The sequence below is a fragment of the Haloarcula sp. 1CSR25-25 genome (assembly GCF_032027985.1).
Taxonomy (GTDB): Archaea; Halobacteriota; Halobacteria; order Halobacteriales; family Haloarculaceae; genus Haloarcula.
The window spans coordinates 240,946-261,187 of the sequence record NZ_JAHYBW010000006.1 but is presented as its reverse complement, the minus strand read 5'-3'; the positions used below and the strand labels follow the sequence as shown (position 1 = coordinate 261,187).

20 protein-coding genes are annotated in these 20,242 nt (G+C 65.8%); 13 read left to right on the top strand and 7 right to left on the bottom strand.

The features are described from left to right. Positions 1–8 precede the first annotated feature (8 nt). Positions 9–455 (bottom strand): NYN domain-containing protein, encoded by a 447-nt coding sequence (locus tag KZ498_RS17705; RefSeq protein WP_312620521.1) that lies wholly within the window; start codon positions 453–455, stop codon positions 9–11. A 167-nt stretch (positions 456–622) separates the two neighbouring features. On the opposite strand from KZ498_RS17705, the gene KZ498_RS17700 reads away from it, so the two are divergent. From KZ498_RS17700 to KZ498_RS17675, 6 genes are all read left to right on the top strand, one after another. Continuing rightward, positions 623–2,431 (top strand): PAS domain-containing protein, encoded by a 1,809-nt coding sequence (locus KZ498_RS17700; RefSeq protein ID WP_312620519.1) that lies wholly within the window; start codon positions 623–625, stop codon positions 2,429–2,431. 121 nt (positions 2,432–2,552) lie between these two features. Then, a complete protein-coding gene (gene gcvT, locus KZ498_RS17695; RefSeq protein ID WP_312620518.1) occupies positions 2,553–3,647 on the top strand; it encodes a glycine cleavage system aminomethyltransferase GcvT in 1,095 nt (364 codons plus the stop codon). Then, on the top strand, positions 3,644–4,027 hold the full coding sequence (gene gcvH / locus KZ498_RS17690; protein WP_312620516.1) for a glycine cleavage system protein GcvH: 384 nt from the start codon (positions 3,644–3,646) through the stop codon (positions 4,025–4,027). Before gcvT ends, gcvH begins: the two co-directional genes overlap by 4 nt. 106 nt (positions 4,028–4,133) lie before the next feature. Continuing rightward, positions 4,134–5,477 carry an aminomethyl-transferring glycine dehydrogenase subunit GcvPA gene (gcvPA, locus tag KZ498_RS17685; RefSeq protein ID WP_312620515.1) on the top strand — a complete coding sequence of 448 codons (1,344 nt, stop codon included), beginning with the start codon at positions 4,134–4,136 and terminating at the stop codon, positions 5,475–5,477. 154 nt (positions 5,478–5,631) lie between these two features. Further along, positions 5,632–7,053 carry an aminomethyl-transferring glycine dehydrogenase subunit GcvPB gene (gcvPB, locus tag KZ498_RS17680; RefSeq protein WP_312620513.1) on the top strand — a complete coding sequence of 474 codons (1,422 nt, stop codon included), beginning with the start codon at positions 5,632–5,634 and terminating at the stop codon, positions 7,051–7,053. Positions 7,054–7,129: 76 nt separating this feature from the next. After that, on the top strand, positions 7,130–11,017 hold the full coding sequence (locus KZ498_RS17675; protein WP_312620511.1) for a PAS domain S-box protein: 3,888 nt from the start codon (positions 7,130–7,132) through the stop codon (positions 11,015–11,017). Here KZ498_RS17675 and KZ498_RS17670 read toward each other — a convergent pair. The 3 genes from KZ498_RS17670 to KZ498_RS17660 form a co-directional block, all read right to left on the bottom strand. After that, on the bottom strand, positions 11,014–11,382 hold the full coding sequence (locus KZ498_RS17670; protein ID WP_312620509.1) for a response regulator: 369 nt from the start codon (positions 11,380–11,382) through the stop codon (positions 11,014–11,016). The two genes, KZ498_RS17675 and KZ498_RS17670, sit on opposite strands and share 4 nt — an antisense overlap. A gap of 38 nt (positions 11,383–11,420) precedes the next feature. Then, positions 11,421–11,624: a hypothetical protein gene (locus KZ498_RS17665; RefSeq protein ID WP_312620508.1), complete on the bottom strand. Its 204-nt coding sequence runs from the start codon at positions 11,622–11,624 to the stop codon at positions 11,421–11,423. Between the two features lie 68 nt (positions 11,625–11,692). After that, entirely contained in the window at positions 11,693–11,863 is a 171-nt protein-coding gene (locus tag KZ498_RS17660; RefSeq protein WP_312620507.1) for a hypothetical protein, read from the bottom strand. Between the two features lie 91 nt (positions 11,864–11,954). Here KZ498_RS17660 and msrA point away from each other — a divergent pair, with 91 nt between their 5' ends. From msrA to KZ498_RS17635, 5 genes are all read left to right on the top strand, one after another. Continuing rightward, positions 11,955–12,623 (top strand): peptide-methionine (S)-S-oxide reductase MsrA, encoded by a 669-nt coding sequence (msrA, locus tag KZ498_RS17655; protein ID WP_312620506.1) that lies wholly within the window; start codon positions 11,955–11,957, stop codon positions 12,621–12,623. An 80-nt stretch (positions 12,624–12,703) separates the two neighbouring features. Further along, positions 12,704–13,240: a cob(I)yrinic acid a,c-diamide adenosyltransferase gene (locus KZ498_RS17650; protein WP_312620504.1), complete on the top strand. Its 537-nt coding sequence runs from the start codon at positions 12,704–12,706 to the stop codon at positions 13,238–13,240. A gap of 103 nt (positions 13,241–13,343) precedes the next feature. Next, positions 13,344–14,318: a phosphomevalonate decarboxylase MvaD gene (gene mvaD, locus KZ498_RS17645; RefSeq protein WP_312620502.1), complete on the top strand. Its 975-nt coding sequence runs from the start codon at positions 13,344–13,346 to the stop codon at positions 14,316–14,318. Positions 14,319–14,388: 70 nt separating this feature from the next. Next, positions 14,389–15,531, top strand: a complete 1,143-nt coding sequence (locus KZ498_RS17640) for an FAD-dependent oxidoreductase (protein ID WP_312620500.1) — start codon at positions 14,389–14,391, stop codon at positions 15,529–15,531. A gap of 138 nt (positions 15,532–15,669) precedes the next feature. Further along, positions 15,670–15,987 (top strand): DNA-directed RNA polymerase subunit M, encoded by a 318-nt coding sequence (locus KZ498_RS17635; RefSeq protein WP_312620499.1) that lies wholly within the window; start codon positions 15,670–15,672, stop codon positions 15,985–15,987. Between the two features lie 241 nt (positions 15,988–16,228). On the opposite strand, the gene KZ498_RS17630 is transcribed toward KZ498_RS17635, so the two are convergent. Beyond that, on the bottom strand, positions 16,229–17,212 hold the full coding sequence (locus KZ498_RS17630) for a chemotaxis protein CheW (protein ID WP_312620498.1): 984 nt from the start codon (positions 17,210–17,212) through the stop codon (positions 16,229–16,231). Beyond that, positions 17,209–18,111, bottom strand: coding sequence for a ParA family protein (locus KZ498_RS17625; RefSeq protein ID WP_312620587.1), 903 nt, complete (start codon positions 18,109–18,111; stop codon positions 17,209–17,211). Before KZ498_RS17625 ends, KZ498_RS17630 begins: the two co-directional genes overlap by 4 nt. A gap of 173 nt (positions 18,112–18,284) precedes the next feature. Between KZ498_RS17625 and KZ498_RS17620 the strand changes: the two genes are divergently transcribed. Next, the gene (locus tag KZ498_RS17620) at positions 18,285–18,770 is read left to right on the top strand and encodes a FlaD/FlaE family flagellar protein (protein WP_312620497.1); all 486 of its coding nucleotides are present in this window, start codon (positions 18,285–18,287) and stop codon (positions 18,768–18,770) included. Positions 18,771–18,909: 139 nt separating this feature from the next. Then, the gene (locus tag KZ498_RS17615; protein ID WP_312620495.1) at positions 18,910–20,004 is read left to right on the top strand and encodes a hypothetical protein; all 1,095 of its coding nucleotides are present in this window, start codon (positions 18,910–18,912) and stop codon (positions 20,002–20,004) included. Here KZ498_RS17615 and KZ498_RS17610 read toward each other — a convergent pair. Further along, complete coding sequence (locus KZ498_RS17610; RefSeq protein WP_312620494.1) at positions 20,001–20,186, bottom strand: hypothetical protein; 186 nt, start codon at positions 20,184–20,186, stop codon at positions 20,001–20,003. The two genes, KZ498_RS17615 and KZ498_RS17610, sit on opposite strands and share 4 nt — an antisense overlap. Positions 20,187–20,242 lie beyond the last annotated feature (56 nt).

The window sequence follows — 20,242 nt, the reverse complement described above, 5'->3', positions numbered from 1 at the left end:
GCGTCTCCCTACAGGGTCACCGCGTCCTCCGCCGCGTTCCGCAACGCGTCGGAACGGCCGTACTCCCCCGGCGCGACGGCGACCGTTCTGACACCCTCTCTGGCGGCCACTTCCAGCGCCGGCTTGAAGTCCGTGTCCCGCGAGGCGACGACCAGGACGTCTATCTGGCCGGAGACGGCGGCGTCCGTCGCGTCGACGGCCAGCCGCACGTCCACGTCGCCGCTGGTGGTCCGGACCTCGAACCCGCGGGCTTCGGCAGCCTGGATAAGCCCCGGCGAGGCGTTCTGGTCGACGTAGAGGCGGGTCAGCGCCAGCGGGCCGTACTCGGCCGCGATGTCGCGGACCTCGTCGAGGTCGACGTCGAACTCCGACCTGAGCACGTTCGGGCCGTCGACGAACAGTCCGACCCGACGGCGCGAGTCTATCTCCCCGAATATCCGACGGAACAGCTCCATGCGCCCCTTTCCCCGCCCGCCCCGCTTATGCGTGCCGTTTCACGTTCTAAACCAATATTCGCTATATTAAACGCGTATGCGCAAAACTTAGGAGGGTACCTACCCCACCTCTCGAATGGTATTTCGAGACGGAGTCGACCGGCGACAACGGATCGATACTCGGTATCATGACTGATCAATCTCTTCCCGATACTAACGTGCTAAGCGGGCTCTGTGAGATTATCTCCGACCCGGCGGTCGTCATAGACGCCGAGGGCGTCTTCGTCGACGTTATCCACAACGCCCACAACGGGGCCTTATTCTACAGAGACCCGGAGACGCTCCTGGGAACAGATCTCTGGGACGTGTTCTCCACACCACAGGCTGACCGGTTTTACACAGTCATCGAGGACGCCTTACAGACGGGTGAGACCCAGCAGATGGAGTACCAGCTCTCGCTCGATGGTGTAGACAGACACTTCGAGGCCCGCGCCACGCCGGTCGGTGGCGATGCGGGACGCGTGGTATGGCTGGCGGAAGATATCACGCAACGGAAGCAACGCCAACGGAAGCAGGCCCTCATCGAGCGGGTGTTCGAGATAAGCCCGGTCGGTCTCGTCGTCGTGGAGCCGTCCGGCGATATCTCGACGGCTAATGCCCGTGCCGAAGAGCTGCTCGGTCTCGAACGCGAGGAAATCACCCGGAGACGGTACAACCAACCGGAGTGGGAGATATACTACGAAGACGGGACCCCGATCCCCGAGTCGGAGCACCCGGTGACGCGGGTCTTCGAATCGGGTGAACCGGTGTTCGGGTTCGAGCACTGGATAGAGCTTGCCGACGGTACAGAGCGGTGGTTCTCCAGTAACGCCGCGCCGATACTGGGTGCTGGCGGGGATGTCGAGCGCGTCGTCGTTGGACTGGACGACGCGACGAGACTGAAACAACGAGAGGAGCAACTGGAGTGGCTCGTCGGCACTGAAATCCTGGCCGACGTCGGCGGCTGGGAACTCGACCTGGAAACTGGGCAGATAGGGGGGACTGCGGGTATGAGGCGCCTGTACGGGATGCCGGAGTACAACCCGACACTCGAGGAGGCCATCGAGCAGTACCATCCCAACGATAGAGCGGCCGTTCGCGATGCAATCGATACCTGTCGTGAGACCGGCGAACCGATCGAGCTGGAAGCGCGCCGAAAGACTGCGGACGAAACCGAGCGCTGGTTCCGACTCCGGGCCGAAAAAACTGTTCGGGACGGGACGCCAAAGCTACGAGGAATCGTTCGAGACATCACCCGGGACAAGGAGCGAGAGCAGCGGATAATGGTCATGAGCCGGATTCTCCGGCACAATATCCGAAACAAGTTGACCGTGATACGGGGGAACACGCGACTCCTCAAAGAGGAACTCGGGTCGTCCGAGTTCACCGCTGACGCCGCTCGGGGACACATCGACAGGATCGACCGCGCGTCGAGGGAACTCGATTCGGTGGCCGAGCGAGCACGGACCTTCGACCGGGCCATCGAGCGTGACCCCCGAGATGGAACAGTTCACCTCCGGCAGGCCCTCACCGATGTCCGGGACGCTCTCGCAGAACAGCATCCCGAGGCCACCATCGAGGTAGGAACCACCGATGCGGAGGTATCGGGTGACAGGATGGCTATCGACCTGATACTCGACATTCTTGTCGAGAACGCACTGGAGTACACCGAAACGCCCGACCCGACCGTCGAACTTGCTGCCGAACCGACGTCTTCGGGGCAGGTCACCGTCACGGTCGACACCGACGAGTCCAGTATCCCCGACATAGAGCGCAACGTTCTGACGTCGGAGACGGAGGGCCCAGTAGCACACAGTCGCGGCCTCGGGTTGTGGGCGGTCACGTGGCTCGTCCGCCGCATCGGCGGGTCCGTGACGCTGACGGAAGCCCCGGACGGCGGGACGCGGGTCGAACTCACGTTCCCGCGGGCGCGAGAGGAGACGAACGCGGGCGGCTAATTTTCGACCGTGGTCTCAGGGTCGCATCTGACCAAATCGCGGATTTGATATCGTCGCATATGATTTATCGGCGCGCCACGGGGGCCAAACGGTAAGACCACGCGGTACGACGTGTCCGCGTATGTCACTGCGGTCACCACCGCTCTCTGCGGTTCACGAAACTGCCGACGCCTCGTTCACCGATTTCGGCGGGTGGGAGATGCCGGTCGAGTTCGAATCGATTCGCACGGAACACGAGGCGGTCCGGAGCGAGGTTGGGAAGTTCGACGTGTCGCACATGGGAGAGATAACCGTGGCCGGTCCGGACGGGGCCGAGCTGACACAGCGGCTGATCACCAACGACGTGACAGCGCTGGAACCGGGCGAGGCTCAGTACGCGGCCATCACTGACAAGGACGGGGTCATGCTGGACGACACCGTGGTCTACCGGCTGCCGGAGGGGGCGACCGACGAATTCCTGTTCATCCCCAACGCCGGACACGACGGGGAGATGACCGAACGGTGGCTCTCGGAACGGGACGAACGAGGCCTGGACGCGACCGTGAGGAATCGGACCGAGGAGTACGCGATGCTCGCCGTCCAGGGTCCTGCCGCGCCGGAGTTGCTGGCGGCTGAGACGGAGGGCATCACGCTCTCAACCCTGTCTCGCTTCGAGGTGGCCGACGGGGCTGTCGCCGGCGTCGACTCGCTGATCGCCCGGACGGGATACACGGGCGAACGCGGCTTCGAAATCCTCTGCCCGTGGGACGACGCCGAGGCGGTCTGGGGCGCGCTGGAGTGCCAGCCTTGCGGACTGGGCGCTCGCGACACCCTCCGTCTGGAGATGGGCTTTCTGCTCTCGGGCCAGGAGTTCCATCCGGTCGACGAGCCCAGAACGCCCTACGAGGCCGGTATCGGCTGGACGGTCAAGCTCGATACGGAGTTCACCGGTCGGGACGCACTCGAAGGGGTCGCCGCGGAGGGTCCCGAGGAGAAGCTCGTCGGTATCGAACTCGTCGACCGCGGCGTCCCACGGCACGGCTACGACGTGACGACGCCGGACGGGGAGCCGCTCGGTCACGTCACGAGCGGGACGATGAGTCCGACGCTGGGGGCGCCAATCGCCCTCGCCTACGTCCCGGCGGCCCGTGCCGAACCGGGCGAATCCGTCCGCGTCGTTGTCCGTGGAGAACCGAAGAAAGCACGTATCAGGAGCACGCCATTCCTCGATAGATGAGCTTCGACGTTCCCGACGACCTGCGATATCTGGAGTCACACGAATGGGCGCGCGTCTCCGGCGACACTGCCGAGGTCGGCATCACCGAGTTCGCACAGGACGAACTCGGCGACGTGGTGTTCGTTGAACTGCCCGAGGAAGGAACAGAGCTGACCGCGGGCGAGGACTTCGGCGTGGTCGAGTCGATCAAGGCTGTGTCCGACGTGTACGCCCCCGTCTCCGGCACCGTCACGGCTGTCAACGACCGGCTCCGCGACGAACCGGAACTGCTGAACGAGGACCCGTTCGGTGACGGCTGGATGCTCGAGGTCGAGATCGCCGACGAGAGCGACATCGACGACCTGCTCTCACCCGCCGCGTACCGCGACCAGATCGAATAACCCCGGTGGCAGTGCCCCCCTTGAGGGGGTAAAAGGAGTACTCTAATGTGGACACGGTCGTTAGCTTCGCTATCATGTCACCCCGGCGCTACTGGGTGGTTCTCCAATGAGCGATAGTGATTCACACGCGACAGGCAGTCCGTACGCACCGCAGACGGCCGCAGAGACCGCGGCGATGCTCGATGCAGTCGGAGCCGACGACCTCGAATCGCTGTTCGACGTTCCCGAGTCCGTGGCCTTCGACGGCGAGTTCGGTATCGACGCCCGGAGCGAGCGGGCGACGCGCCGGGAAGTCGCCGGCCTCCTGGGTCGCAATGCCGACCTCACCGAGTTTCTCGGCCGTGGCCACTACGACCACTACGTCCCGAGCGTGGTCGACGACCTCGCCAGCCGCTCGGAGTTCCTGACCTCCTACACGCAGTACCAGCCCGAGGTCGCCCAGGGCTTTCTGCAGGCCCTCTTCGAGTTCCAGTCGATGCTGGTCGAACTCACTGGGCTCGACGTCGCCAACTGCTCGATGTACGACGACGCGACGGCGCTGGGCGAGGCGGCGACGCTCTCCCAGCGAGTACGTTCGGTGTCCGGCGACCGGATTCTGGTTCCCGAACACCTCCGCGACGGCAAGCGCGCCGTCCTGTCGAACTACGCAGACGGTCCGGACCTCACAGTCGCGTCCTACCCGATGACTGACGGTGTCGTCGACGTGGCGGCGCTGTCCGACCAGATCGGCGACGACACCGCGATGGTGTACGCCGAGTCACCGACGGTCCGGGGCGTCATAGAGGAACGGCTGGGCGCGGTCGGCGACATAGCCCACGACCACGACGCACTGTTCTGTCTGGGCTCGGACCCGATTGCGCTGTCCCTGCTGGAACGCCCTGCAGACGTCGGAGCCGACGTGGTCGTCGGCGACGCCGCGTCACTGGGGACCGGCACCGCCTACGGGTTCGGGCTGGGGATGTTTGTCACCCGGGAGGCGTATCTGCGGCAGGTCCCCGGCCGCCTCGTCGGGGCGGGCGAGGACGCCGCCGGCCGCCGCGCGTACACGCTGACCCTGCAGACGCGAGAGCAACACATCCGCAAGGAGCGGGCCACCTCCAACATCTGTACGAACCAGGCGTGGGTCGCGCTCCGGACCGCGATGCACGCCGCGTGGCTCGGCCCGGACGGGCTGGTCGACCTCGCCGAGGACTGCGTCACTCGCGCCCGCGACCTCGCCGACCGCCTCGACGACATCGTCGGCGTGAAGGCACCGGTCCACGGCCGCCACCACTTCCGGGAGTTCCTCGCCCACACGGACCAGCCGGCCAGCGCGATTGTCGCCGACCTCGCGGACAAGGGCTACGCGGTCCACACCGTCGACGACCACCTGGTGCAGGTGTGTGCGACCGAGACCACCGCCGAGGCCGAAGACGAGTTCGTCACGGCGTTCTGGGAGGTGGCGAAATGACACTCGCCGCACTGCCTTTGGCGAACCGCCGTGGGACAGTCGTCCCACGAGCTTCACGCTCGACACGGGGGTGTCTCTTCGCCTCGCGATACTCGGCGAAACACCGTGGGACAAGCGTCCCACGAGCTTCACGCTCGACACGGGGGTGTCTCGCGTGAAATACGACCAGGCCCGCTGGACCGACGACAGCGACGACCGCTACGAACCGCTGCTCTCGGAGAAGGCGAACGAAACGACCGAAATCGAGGACTCGCCGCTGCCGGAAGACCTGACGCGGGACTCGCTTACGCTCCCGGACCCCGCCGAACCGGAACTGGCCCGGCACTACACGCGCCTCTCGCAGATGAACTACGGCGTCGAGAGCGGGCCGTTCCCGCTTGGCTCGTGTACGATGAAGTACAACCCCTCCTTCACCGAGGACGTGGCCGCTCGGGCGGACGCCGCCGTTCATCCGAGCCGGCCCGACTCGACGGTCCAGGGGACGCTGGCGCTGTGTCACCGCCTGCAGGACTACCTCGGCCGCATCGGCGGCATGGACGCGGTGACCCTGCAACCGCCCGCCGGGGCGGCCGGTGAGTTCACCGGGATACAGGTCGCCAAGGCCTACCACGAGCACAACGACCACGAGCGCTCTGAGGTCGTCATCCCGGATTCCGCCCACGGCACGAACTTCGCGACGGCGGCGATGGCCGGCTACGAGGTCGTGGAGCTACCGAGCGGCGACGACGGCCGCGTCGACATCGAGGCGCTGGAGGCGGCCGTCGGCGACGACACCGCCGCGCTCATGCTCACGAACCCCAACACGCTGGGGCTGTTCGAGCGCGACATCGAGCACGTCGCCGACATCGTCCACGACGCCGGCGGCCTGCTGTACTACGACGGCGCGAACCTCAACGCCCTGCTTGGACGGGCTCGCCCCGGCGACATGGGCTTTGACGTGATGCACTACAACGTCCACAAGACGTTCGCGACGCCCCACGGGGGCGGGGGCCCCGGTGCCGGCCCGGTCGGCGTCCGCGAGGAACTGGCCCAGTTCCTCCCGGCTCCACACGTCAGAGAGACTGACGGCAACTACGAACACTACGAGCCGGCGAACTCCATCGGGAAGGTTCACGGGTTCTACGGCAACTGGCCGGTACTCGTCAAGACCTTCGCCTATATCGCCAGGCTCGGCGACGAGGGGCTCCGGGACGCCAGCGCGAAGGCCGTCCTGAACGCGAACTACCTCGCCGAGCAGATCGAGTACGAGGTGCCCTTCGGCCCGTTCCACCACGAGTTCGTCGCCAGCGCGGGCGAGCAAGACGCCGCGGACGCGGCCAAGCGGATGCTCGATTACGGCGTCCACCCGCCGACGACGAAGTGGCCCGAAACCGTCGACGAGGCGCTGATGACCGAGCCCACCGAGGGAGAGACCAAACGCTCGCTGGACCAGCTCGCGGCCGCGTTCAACGCCGTCGCCGGCGACTCCGACGCCGAACTCGCCGACGCGCCGTCGCGTCCGGCGGCCAAACGCATCGACCAGGTGACTGCCGCCCGGAACCCGCGGCTCTCCTGGCAGTCGCTCGACGACACGTAGCCGCTCGTTTCGATATTTGATACTTCCGCCAGAGCGTATATGCCACCCCGCTGTATAGCAGTCACAACCGAACGCTATGTCCGATACGCCGCATCTGTTGTACGTTGGGTCCGCCGACGGGGACGCGGGCACAGCCACACCTGACGCTGCAGTCTCGGTCACGACAGGGACGGACGCGCTGTCGGAACTGGCCGACCGCGCCTACGACGCAGTCGTCTGTGAACAGGACCTGTCGGGAGCGGAGTCCGGGCTGGACGTGCTGGCGGCGATACGCGAGCAGTACGCGGCGCTTCCGGTCGTCCTCACGACGGCCGAACCGGACGGTGTGGTCGCCGCACGCGCGACGCGCCTCGGCGTCACCGAGTACGTGCCCCGCAGCGAGGCGGCGCTGGCCGACCGAGTGAACGACGTCGTGAGCCAGCGGCGCGGGGACCCGGAGCCCGCTACAGACCGCGGGACAACGGGGGAGGGAGCCGGCGAAGTGGCTCCGAGAACGCCGTTGCCGACGGAGATCGTGGACTCCTTCGACGCTATCGCCGGCAGTATCTCCGACGCCGTCGTCACGATCGACGCCGAGAGCGAGATAGTGTACGCAAACGAGGGCGCCTCCGAGCTGACGGGATACGACCGCGGGGACCTGGTCGGAGACGACTTCCTGAAGCTGATTCCCGAGCACCTGCGAAGCACTCACCTCGACGGGGTGAACCGCTATCTCCGGACCGGCGACCGGAACGTCGACTGGGACTACCTCGAACTCCCGCTCGTGACCGCCGCCGGGGACCAGGTGACTGTCGCGGTCTCGTTCGGCGATTTCGAGCGCGAGGGGCAGTGGTTCTGTACTGGGGTCCTCAGGGACATCTCCGACCGCAAGGAGCGCGAGCGGGCTCTCGAAGAGACGAACCGGCGGCTCGACCTCGCGCTCGACGGAACGGACACCGGCGTCTACGAGTGGAACCTGGGGACCGACGAGATGGTCTGGGACGAAGCGACCGCGGCCCTCTTCGGGACGACCCCGGAGGCCTTCGACGGCACCGTCTCGGCGTTCCACGAGTACGTCCACCCCGACGACCGCCAGTCGCTCGAAGCGGCGTTCGAGCGACTGCCCGAGAGCGACGAGCGATTCGACGCCGAGTTCCGGGCCGTCGTCGACGGAGAGACGCGATGGCTCCGGACGAGCGGCGTCGTCGAGGAGCGCGACGCACAGGCCCCGCGCCTCGTCGCCATCGCCACGGATATCACGGAGAGCAAGGAGCGCGAACAGACGCTGCGTGCCAACAACGACTCGCTGCAGGAGCTGACACAGCTCGCCACCGGCAACGGGCTCAGCGAGGCCGAAACAGTCGAGCGGGTCATCGAAATCGGGCTGGAGCGCCTCGACATGGCGTTTGGCTACCTGAGCCGTATCGAGGACGGTGTTCACGAAATCCAGACGATTACTGGCCGCTCCTCGCTCGAGTCCGGGACCCGGACACCGCTGGAAGACACCTACTGCCAGCGGGTGCTCGAATCCGGCGACCTCTACGCGACTACCGACGCCGCAATGGAGGGCGGCCATGCGAGGGACGTGTACCAGCAAAGCGGTGTCGCGTGTTACGCCGGCGGCCTCATCACGGTCGACGGCGAGCCCTACGGAACGCTCTGTTTCGGTGATGAGCGGCCCCGGTCTGAGTCGTTCTCCGAGAGCGAGGAGGCGTTCATGAACGTCCTCGTGGAGTGGGTGAACCACGAACTCGAACGCCGCCACCGCGAGGACGAGCTCGAGCGCTACGAGAACATCATCGAAGCGGTCGACGACGGCGTGTACGCACTGGACTCAGAGGGGCACTTCGAGTTCGTCAATCAGGCAATGACGGACCTCACCGGCTATTCGAAAAGCGAACTGCTCGACTCCTACACCGGGTTCATCAAGAACGACGGGGTCGTCGAGCGGGCCACGTCCATCGTCCAGGAGATGATATTCGAGGACCGCGACGACGAGGAGACGTTCGAGCTGGAGATCCAGCAGGCGTCGGGGGACTCGTTCCCGGCCCAGGACCACATGACGCTGCTGTACGACGACGACGAGCGATTCGCCGGGACCGCGGGGGTCATCCGGGACATCACGGAGCAGAAACGGCGCGACGAGGCGCTGTCCGGACTGCTGGATACGACCCGGTCGCTCATGCAGGCCCAGACGCCCCAGGAAGTCGCCCAGACAGTCATCGAGGCCACCGAGTCGGACCTCGGGTTCGACCACTCGCTCGTCAGGCTGTACGACGAGGAGACGGACACGCTCAGACCGGTCGCCGCAAGCGACACCGTCCCCGAGCGACCGGTGTACGACGCCGACGAGGGGTTCCCCGGCGACGCGTTCCAGCGCGGCGACCCGCTGGTCGTCGACGAGTTCGAACGGGTCGATAACTACGATTCCGACGTTCTGGCCGCAGTGATGTATCTCCCGATCGGTGACCACGGGGTCGTAAGCATCGGCACGCGAGAGGGTCACGAGTTCACCGACTCCGACGTCTCTATCGGGGAGATTCTCGCATCCAACGCGGCCGCCGCGTTCGACCGCGTCGAGCGCGAACGGAGCCTGTTGCGGTACGAATCGGTGGTCGAGAACGTCCGTGATATGATGTACGTCCTCGACGACGAGGGCCGCGTCCGACTGATTACCGAACCGCTCGCGGAGTGGCTGGGCTACGAGCGGGAGACGCTGCTGGGCCAACATCCGCGTGCTGTGCTCGACCGGGACGCAATCGGCGAGTTCGATAGCCGTATCACCGACCTCCGCCAGCAGGGCGAGACCGGGTCGCTCCAGTTCGAAACGACGCTGGAGACGGCCGCCGGGGAGCAGCGCCCGGCCGAAATCGAGGTGTCGTTGCTCGACGAGGACCAGTTCCGTGGCACTGTCGGCGTCGTCCGGGACCTGACAGAACTCAAGCAGGCGCGGGCGGAGCTGGAAGACGAGCGCGACCGGTTCTCGTATCTGTTCAACACGCTCCCCGACGCCGTCATCGAGACGGAGACGGTCGGAGACGAGTCGGTCGTCAGGTCGGTCAACCCCGCGTTCTCCGACGTGTTCGGGTACAGCCAGGACGGAGCCGTAGACAGTCCGCTCTCCGACCTCCTCCGGCCGCCGGACACCACCCACGGCGAACTGCCCCGGTTCGACGACAAGCAGGCGGACGGTGACCCCTTCCAGACCGAACTCCGGCTGATGACCGAGACGGGGTTCCGTGACTTCCTCTTCCGGGGCGTGCCGTACAGCCGGGACGGTGACAGCGTCCGTGGGTTCGGCATCTACACCGACATCACCGACCAGCGGGAGCGCGAGCGTCGGCTGAAACTGCTCAACCGCGTGCTTCGGCACAACCTCCGGAACGACCTGACTGTCGTCCTCGGGATGGCTGACGCGCTTGAGGAGCGAATCGACGACGGGGACCTCCGTTCCATTCTCCACAGACTAAAGCGGAAGGCCGAGGAGATGGCGTCGCTGAGCGAGCGCGCACGCGACATGGAGCAGTCCGTCCGACGCGACCAGTTCAGCACAGACCCGATCGACGTCCACGCCGCCGTCTCGAATATCGTCTCCTCGTACCGGGAGGACCACGCTGGCCGGATAGAGACGGCCCTCCCGGACACGTCGGTTACAGCGGGCGACGGCCGCCTGCATCGGGTTCTCGGCGAACTCATCGAGAACAGTCTCGAACACGGCGGCGACGACCCGTCCGTCCGCATCGACGTCCAGGCTGACAAGCGAACCGTCTCGATCACTGTCGCCGACGACGGGCCGGGGATTCCACAGCACGAACTCGACGTCGTGACCGGCGACGAACCGATCACGCAACTCCATCACGGGACCGGGCTCGGCCTGTGGCTGGTCGTCTGGGTGACCGAGACCTACGGCGGCACGGTCGACTTCGCCGGCGGTCGGGACGGTGGGACAGTCGTCACGCTAGAACTGCCTCGGATAGATACCTAGACGGCGTCGCGGATCCGGTCGGCGAGCACGCCGTACTGCTCGGTCCCCGTCCCCTTCTGGACCACGGCAGTGACGCCGTGTTCCGCGGCAGCATCCGCGACGTCGTCGTGTTCGCGGGCCGTAAACAGGAGAAAGGGGATGTCGACGTCGTTGTCCCGGAGCGCGCGACACAGCTCCATCCCGTCGAGCCGGGGCATCTTGTAGTCGCTGACGACTGCGTCGAAACCGCCCTCTGTTGCCAGGTCCAGCGCCGCCTCGGGGTCGTCCTCAGTCGTGATCTCGAACCCGTCTTCCTGTCCCAGGAACGTGCCGACGATCTCGAGAACGTCTACGTCCTCGTCTACCAGTAGGACCTCGATGCTCATCGGTTCTATGTCCGTGGTTCCCCGGTAAAAACTCTCGGTCACCGCACCGCGTCCAGGTCGACGACAACCGCCCTGTCCACGGTAATCCACGTCGACAGTTTGGCAACGCCGGAGAGCCCCCGCGGCGCCACGGTACAGCGGTCCGGTTCGCCGGTGTACTCGACCACGGTCATCGACAGTTCCTGTGGGGCCCGCGTTCGCTCGTCTGTCGCGCTCTCTGTACCGCCCGTGTCGAGGCTCATCGGTAAGAGAGACCTCTCGGGGATAGTGTAAAACAACTGCTAAGAGGGCTCTATACCGCTCGGGAGAGCTATGCTGCCTGGCCCGTGTCGACTTCGCCGTCGATGCGGACGAACCCGTAGTCACACTCCGGGCAGTGCCACTTGACCTTGGTCCCCAGGTGCATCGTCGTGCTCGCGACCTTCCAGAAGTCGCGGTACTCTTCGCATTCGGGACAGTAATGTTCGAGTTCGAGGCCCATGTGGAGTTGTTTTCGCAGGGGTACAGTTGAATTTCCCGGTTCCACTCGGGCCGTCGAAGCAGGCAAACCGCCGGAACCCCTTCGTTCAGGTATGACCCCGAGCGCATACGAGCCGACCTGCCCCACAGAACTGACCGTCGATGCCGAGGCACCGCCACCGTCGGCGACGGAAACGGCGACGTTCGGGATGGGCTGTTTCTGGGGACCGGACGCGCGGTTCGGCGCGATGGCGGGCGTGGTCAGGACGCGGGTCGGCTACGCCGGCGGGACAGACCCGGCCCCAAGCTACTACTCGCTTGGCGACCACACCGAGGTCGTTCAGGTCGAGTACGACCCCCACGTGGTGAGCTACGAGGAACTGCTGGACGTGTTCTGGGCGAACCACACGCCGTTTTCGGCGCCCCGGAAGCGCCAGTACCGCGGCGTGGTGCTTGCACACGACGACCAGCAGCGCGAGACCGCCAGGCGGACGCGCGAGGAACTCGAATCACGGACGGGGAAGTCCGTCGAGACGGCGGTCGAAACCCTCGACCGGTTCTACCTTGCGGAGGACTACCACCAGAAGTACGAGCTCCGGTCGACGCCGGTGGTCGCCGACGAACTCGCAGACAGCTGTGGCGATGCGTTCGTCGATTCGACGGTCGCCGCCCGGCTAAACGGCTTCGTCGCCGGCCACGGGGACGCCGACGAGCGCGAGGCGCTGTTCGCCAGGCTGGACCTCTCGCCGGCCGCGCTCTCGGAGGTCCGCCGCCGGCTCTGACGCCGCTTTCGGTGCCACGGTCGCCCGCCCCCAAACGATTCGCCCACGAGTATAAGACGCTGGCAGTGCCAGATTCAGGTATGACTATCTACACCGGTCGCGGCGACCAGGGCCAGACAGACCTCCGGAACATGGAGCGGGTATCGAAGGACAGCCGCCGAATCGAGGCCTACGGCACCGTCGACGAGGTGAACGCGCTGGTCGGCGTCGTCAGGCCGACCGGCCACGACGACATCGACGAGAAGCTCCGGGTCATTCAGAACCACCTCCACATCGTCCAGGCCGACTTCGCAAACCCCAGTCCGGACGAGGACGACCCACGGATCGAAGAATCCCACGTCGAAACGCTCGAAGACCTCATCGACGAGGCCGACGCGGAACTGGACCCGCTCGAATCGTTCATCCTCCCCTCCGGGTCGGAGCCAGGGGCGAAACTCCACCACGCACGCGCGGTCTGTCGGCGCGCCGAGCGCCGCTGTGTCAGCTTCGCCGCCCAGGAGGCCGGCGTGAACGAGGCGGCCATCATGTACCTGAACCGGCTCTCCGACGCCCTGTTTACGCTTGCCCGGCTCGTCAACAAGCGCGAAGGCGTCCGCGAAGAGAACCCCGAGTACTGACGACTCCGACACGCTCCTTTCAGTCGGTCGCTGCCGGCGGTTCGGCGCCGTGCCAGCGACGGCGGTTCGCAATAGCAAAGTGACAGGCCCGGAAGGGTGAGGTATGAAAGCGACCGCGAAGGCACATCCGATCCAGGGGCTGGTCAAGTACCACGGGATGCGCGACGAGGAACTGCGACTGCCGTACCACGACAGCATCTCCGTCTGTACCGCGCCGAGCCACTCGAAGACGACGGCCGCCTTCGAGCCGGACCGCGAGGAGGACGTGTACGTCATCGACGGCGAGGCGGTCACCGGCCGCGGGGCCGAGCGCATCGACGCCGTCGTCGACCACGTCCGGGACCTCGCGGGCATCGACCACGGCGTGCGGTTCGAGTCGGCGAACAACTTCCCGACGAACATCGGCTTTGGCTCCTCCTCGTCGGGCTTTGCCGCCGCGGCGATGGCGCTGGTCGAAGCGGCCGGGCTGGACATGACACGGCCCGAAATCTCGACCGTCGCACGTCGGGGCTCCTCCTCGGCTGCACGCGCGGTGACGGGTGCGTTCTCCCACCTGCGGACCGGGATGAACGACCGGGACTGCCGGAGCGAGCGCATCGAGACGGACCTCGAAGACGACCTGCGCGTCGTCGCCGGGATGGTCCCCTCCTACAAGGAAACCGAGGAGGCTCACAGGGAGGCCGCCGAGAGCCACATGTTCGAGTCGCGGATGGCCCACATCCACGGCCAGATTTCGGACATGCGCGACGCGCTGTACGAGAGCGATTTCGACGCCGTCTTCGACCTCGCCGAGAAGGATTCACTCTCGCTTGCCGCCGCGACGATGACCGGTCCCGCGGGCTGGGTGTACTGGCAGCCACGCACCATCGAGATATTCAACGCCGTCCGAGAGCTCCGCAACGCCGAGGACATCCCGGTGTACTTCTCCGTCGACACCGGCGCGAGCGTCTACATCAACACCACCGAACCGTACGTCGACCGCGTCGAGGAGACGGTCGCCGACTGCGGCGTCGACACCCGCGTCTGGGATGTCGGCGGGCCCGCACAGGTTCTCGACGAGGACGAGGCGCTGTTTTGAGTTGAATCGGGGTGGTCGGCTATCGCCCTTGCACAGGATTAACCGGACGCCGCCCTAACCGGGCGGTACAATGCGCGTCGCCGTTCTCGGAGCCGGATACGCAGGGCTCACGCTCGCCAGGAAACTCGAACAGACGCTTCCAGATGATGTCTCGCTGGTCGTCGTCGACGAGGGGGACGAGCACCTCGTCCAGCACGAACTCCACCGGGTCGTCCGGCGGCCGTCGCTGGCCGAGGAGATCACCGTCGACCTCGATACGGTGCTGGACTGCGAACTCCGACGGGCGACGGTCACGGACGTGGCTCCCGACGAGGGGACGGCGACGCTCGACGGCTCAGAGACGCTGTCCTACGACGTCGGTGCGATGTGTCTCGGCGCGCAAACGGCGTTCTACGACCTTCCGGGCGTGCGCGAGCACGCGACGCCGCTGAAGCGCCTCGACGACGCCCGCGAGATCCGCGAGCGGTTCCTCGACCTCGGCGACGGCGACCGCGCGGTCGTCGGTGGCGCCGGCCTGTCGGGCGTCCAGGTGGCCGGCGAACTGGCCGAGATGCGCGACGGAAGCGATATCGAGGTCCTGCTGCTCGAACAGGAAGACGCCGTCGCGCCGTCGTTCCCGGCGTCGTTCCAGTCGGCGGTCCACGACGCGCTGGTCGATGTCGGCGTGACGGTCAGAACCGGAACCGGTGTGGCCGGGGCCGATGCCGACGCTATTACGCTCGGAGACGGCTCGGACATAGCGATGGACCAGTTCGTCTGGACCGGCGGCATCGAGGGGTCGCCGGCGCTGGACGCCGACCGGCCCGTCGTCCGGGCGGATCTCCGTCTCGGCGACTCGACGTTCGCCGTCGGCGACGCCGCCCGGGTCGTCGACAGCGACGGCGAGGCCGTGCCGGCGAGCGCGGCGGCGGCCATCCGCGAGGCCCGCGTCGCCGCCGACAACATCGGAACCGTCATCGACCACAGGCAGAACAGCTCCGGCGAGTTCCAGCCCCGGCTCACCCAGTACCAGTTCGACGTGCCGGGGTGGCTGGTCTCGGTCGGCGACGACGCCGTGGCGAAGGTCGGCCCCTCTATCCTCACCGGGCGGGCCGCGCTGGCGCTCAAGACGACCGTCGGCGCGGGCTATCTGGGGACTGTGGGCGCCGTCGAAAACGCGGTCGACCTCGTCAGGGAGGAACTGGACCTTGAGGAGGAGTCGGACAGCGAGTAACAACACCGGAAAAACAGCCTCGGTGACACCCTCAACCGAAAATGGATTTTCGCGGCCGTCAGCACGAACCGTTGCCTGAAACCCACGGCGGAGCGGAAGTTAACACGTATATCCGACACCCGTGTATTCGGATTTTATATGCAATTCTGTGACGAATGTGGTTCAATAATGCATACGGAGGGTGACACCTGGGTGTGTCGCTCCTGTGAGCACGAGGCGCCGCGGGACTCGCAAGCAGAAGCGGCGATGGCGACCCAGGATGGACAGCGGGACGACGGGGCACCTGCCGTGGCCGACGCGACCCAGGACTCCTCCGAGACGATACAGGAACCCTGTCCGGCGGACGACTGCGACAGCGACCGGGCCTACTACGAGATGCTGCCGAAGCCGGGCGGCTCCTACGAAGTTCGGCTGTTCACCTGCGTCGAGTGCGGCCACAAGTGGCGCGAGTCCTGACGGCGCATCTCGCGACCCCCGCCGGTTACATATACACAGATCGCCACATCAGACTCCCAACTCCCGGGAGTACTCGGTCTCACGTGGTGCCACACATCGACTCCAGACAAACTCCCCTCGGGCTTCTGGAGGCTCAGTGAGCAGCTGGTTCCACATCTCCGACATAAAAAGAAGCCGCCGTGCTGCATGGCGCCTCTGTATCGGTCAGGAAGGGGCTTCAACCAGGCCGGAAAACAGCGCGTCAGTCCTCGCCGTCTTCGGTCGCGTTCTCGAGCACGTCGTCAGGTTCGATCCAGATGACGAACTCGTCCTCGTCGTCGCGGTCGACGACGCCGTTGATGTACTCGCCGTCGACCGGGGCGGCGTTCACTTCGGATTCGGCGACGGGGACCACCTGCCGGACCTCGTCGACGATCCAGCCCATCGCGCCCTGTTCCTCGAACACATCAGCGTCGAAGACCACGATGAGGTTCTGCGTGCCGTCGCTGTCGATGTCCATCATCGCCTTGGGGTCGAGAATCGTCGTGATCTGGCCCCGGAGGTCGACGACGCCCTCGACGTAGTCGTCGGTGTTTGGAACGCGGGTGACCGACTCGCGTTTGACGATCTCCTCGACGTAGTCGATGTCGAGACAGTAGTACTCGTCGCCGAGCGCGAACTCGAGTACCCGGACCAGTTCCTCGGTCTGGGCGGACTCGTCGTCGACCGCCGCGGCGCGAGCGCCGCCTTCGGTCGTCGCGGCGGTGCCCGACTCCATCGCCGCCTCGATGAGCTCCTGGTCGGGTAGTTCGACGCCGGTCGGCCCCTGCATCGGGGTGGCCGACGCCGACAGGTCGTCGGTCGGCTGGTCGGCAGCGTCAGTGCCGGTGTCAGCGTCGCCTGCCACCTGTGCAGAGGCCTCAGCCGCCCGCTGTGCCGCGGCCATCGCGTCGGTGTCGTCCTGGTCAGGGGGTGTGCCGCCGGTGTCTGTGTCGGCGTCGCCGTCGTCGGCAGCCACTCCGTTGGCCCCGCCCCCGTCGCCGGTCGCGTCGTCGCTGGCGGCGGCCGCTGGCTCCGTGGCTGTCGGTTCGGTGGCTGCGTCCTCGGCCGCGTCGTCGGAACGCCCACCGGCCCCGTCCGCCGAGGCGTCGTCCGTCTCCTCGGTGTCGTCGGTACTTTCGGCCTTGTTCCCCTCGCGCATCTGTCGGATGCGCTCCGCCCTGTCCATGCGTTCGTCGTCACTCATGCTGGTACCTCTGTGTCGGTAAAGCCGAACTGCTCGTCGAGTTCCGCGGCGATGTCCTCGAAGACGGCCGCCATGTCACACGATTCCTCGGTCGCGAAGATAGACCGGCCGGCGCTGAACGCCCGCTGGAGCGCCACCCGTTTGCGGACCTCCCAGACGGGGCTGTCCGGGAATGCCATGTTGAACCACTCGAGCATCGTCTCGTCCTCGGCGGTGGTCTCGATGCGGTTGGCGACGACGCCGAGCGTGTTTATCGACGCGTCGGTCCCGCGCTCCATCGCGGCCATCTGGTCCATCAGCAGTTCGATGGCCCGCTCGGAGGTCGCCTCGGTCAGTGCGGGAACGAGGACGTTCTGTGCGGCGTACATGCCGGTGTCTGTCAGTTTCCCGTAGAACGGCGGGCAGTCGATGATGACGTAGTCGTAGTCGGTATCGAGCGTCGACAGCGCCCGGTCGAGCGTGTCGAGCGCGTGTGACCCCGTCACCATCTCCGGCGTGACGTTGATGGCAAACGAGGCAAGGTCGGCCTGGTCGATATCCCCGCCCCGCGTGTTGACTCTGGCAATGAGGTCCGCGATGGTCAGTTCGTGTTCGGCCTGGAGCATATCGATGCTCGACGGAATCACGTCCATCTCCTCACCCTCGCAGATAAGCTCTCCCAGCGCCGACGGGTCGCCGGTCAGTGCGTCGAACAGCGTCGGTGGCTCGGCGTCGTAGGCCTCGACCAGGCCGACGCCCTCCGTGGCGTTGCCCTGCGGGTCGAGGTCGATAAAGAGGACGTCCCGGCCGCGGTCGTTCAGTGCACCGGCTACGTTGATCGCAACAGTCGTCTTTCCGGTCCCGCCTTTCGCGTTGGTCACGCAGAAGCGGGCTGGACCGGTTCCTGATTGCCGGTTCATCGTCGGAGTATCCACAGGTCGACCCCGAGTCACTATAAAAATGTGGTCCCGATTATCAACGTCGCAACTCGGAGACGGAGCGGGGGTGAACCGGAAACGCCCGCGAGCGCGTGCATGACGGCCGTCTGACGGTGTGCAAGATTTATGATTGTTCGGATTGAAGGGCCAGTATCATGACTATCAACCCGCGTGACTACGACCTCGACGAGCTGCGGAAGATGGCTCGTCAGCGTGGGAACGGGATGAGCGACGAGGACGTCCCGGACCCGACGGACCTGGACATAGGACTGGACGACGCCGGCGAGGAAGTGCCCGCGGGGAGTTCCTTTCGCTCCGGGCTGTACCGTGAACTGCTGCCCTTCCTCGGCGGCGAGGCCCAGGAGAAGCCCTATCTCGAGACACTGCCCGAGACCTACGCCGCGGAGTTCGTGGTCTTCGAGTGGCTGGAGTTCCTGCTGATGCACTCCGGGTACCAGGGGGCCGACGAGGCGCTCGAGTACTACCGCTCCATCGACTGGATAACCGAGGACGTACAGGACGACCTCTCGGACTACCTGCTGGGCATCGACGAGTCCGCGACCAACGACGACAACGAACTGAGCGTCGACGACCACATGCTGAGTCTCGTCTACGTCGCGAAGCTCACTGCGATGACGTAATCTTCGTTTTCAGAAACAATTCTCTGTCTCGAACCCCTGATATTGACGGGTTTCAGCCCCAGCTACCGGAGGGGGCAGCTATCAGTCCTGAATACTAGGGAGAGGATATATATCGGGTGGTCAACAAGGACGACCGTACATGAGTGACGACGATGCGGACGACGGCACCGGGTCCGAATCGGACGCCGGTGTGTCGTCAGGCGGCGCTGCCGCTGTTCCGGTCGGGGTAAAGCTCGGGAGCACCCGGACTGTCATTGCCCTGCCGGGCGAACACGGCACGGAGAACCGAATCATCAAGACACTGACCTGCATGGCGACCTACGAGGACGCCCTGACCGGCGAGGAGAAGATCCTCTACGGCGAGGAAGCGGCCCGCGAGTACCCGGACCGCGTCCAGTACATGCTCCGGTCGGGACTGCCCGAGGACGCTGACCGGGCCGAGATGACCAAGACGTTCTTCGAGGCGATCATCGAGGAGCACGACATCCCGGCCCACAGCGGGGTCGTGTACGCCATCCCGACCATCGACAACCCGACCGGGCTGGAGAATCTCAGGGACGTCATCGAGAACTCCTCTATCGGGCTGGACCTCGTCGAGAGTTATCCGGAGTCGCTGTGTGGCTCCATCCCGGCCTTCGGCGACGACCTCGAAGCCATCGACGAGATTTTCGTCGCTGTCAACATGGGGTCGACGAACCTCGAGGCCTCCGCCTACCGGCGCGGCGAGCAGCTCTCACCCTTCACGACGGGCGCGGTGACCGGGAACGAAGTCGACCGGATGATCGCCAACTACGTCGAGGAGGAGACCCAGGGCCGTGTCAACATCGACAACCAGACCGCCCGCGAGTACAAGGAAGAACACGCCGACTTCGTCGATTTCGAGCCGTTCACCGACATCATCCAGCAGCCCGGCGGCGGCTCACACGAGTTCACCATCGAGCGCTCGGTGATGGACGCGCTCGACGAGTACCTCGACGACGCCGTCGACGAGCTGGCGAACACGTTCCTGCCGGAGCTGGCAAACGACTACATGAAGGTGTACCAGCTGGCGCTCGACAGGCCCATCGCCATCACCGGCGGCATGGCCTGCATCCCTGGCATCGTCGACGAGTTCGAGCAACGGCTCAGTGCGGAGCTGAACCGCGACATCGAAGTCATCGCCGCCGACGAGCCGGACGTCGCTCCGACCATCGGCGCTCAGCGCATCGCGGCGCGGCTCGTAGAGACCAACTAGGGGTTCTGCCAGCAGTTCAGCCACCGCTCGATTCTGGGCTCGGTCCGTGCCATCCTGTGCTCCCGACGGGCCGAAAGCAGCTCGAACACGTCGGTATCGATTCCGAGGCGGGTCGTGTCGGCCGAGAGAGCACCACCCTGTCGGTCCCGGGACGACCCCCCGCCGAGACGGGTACGTGGCATGTCGACGACTACGGAGACATGACACCTAAAGCCAAGTCAGACGCCTGTCTGCCGAC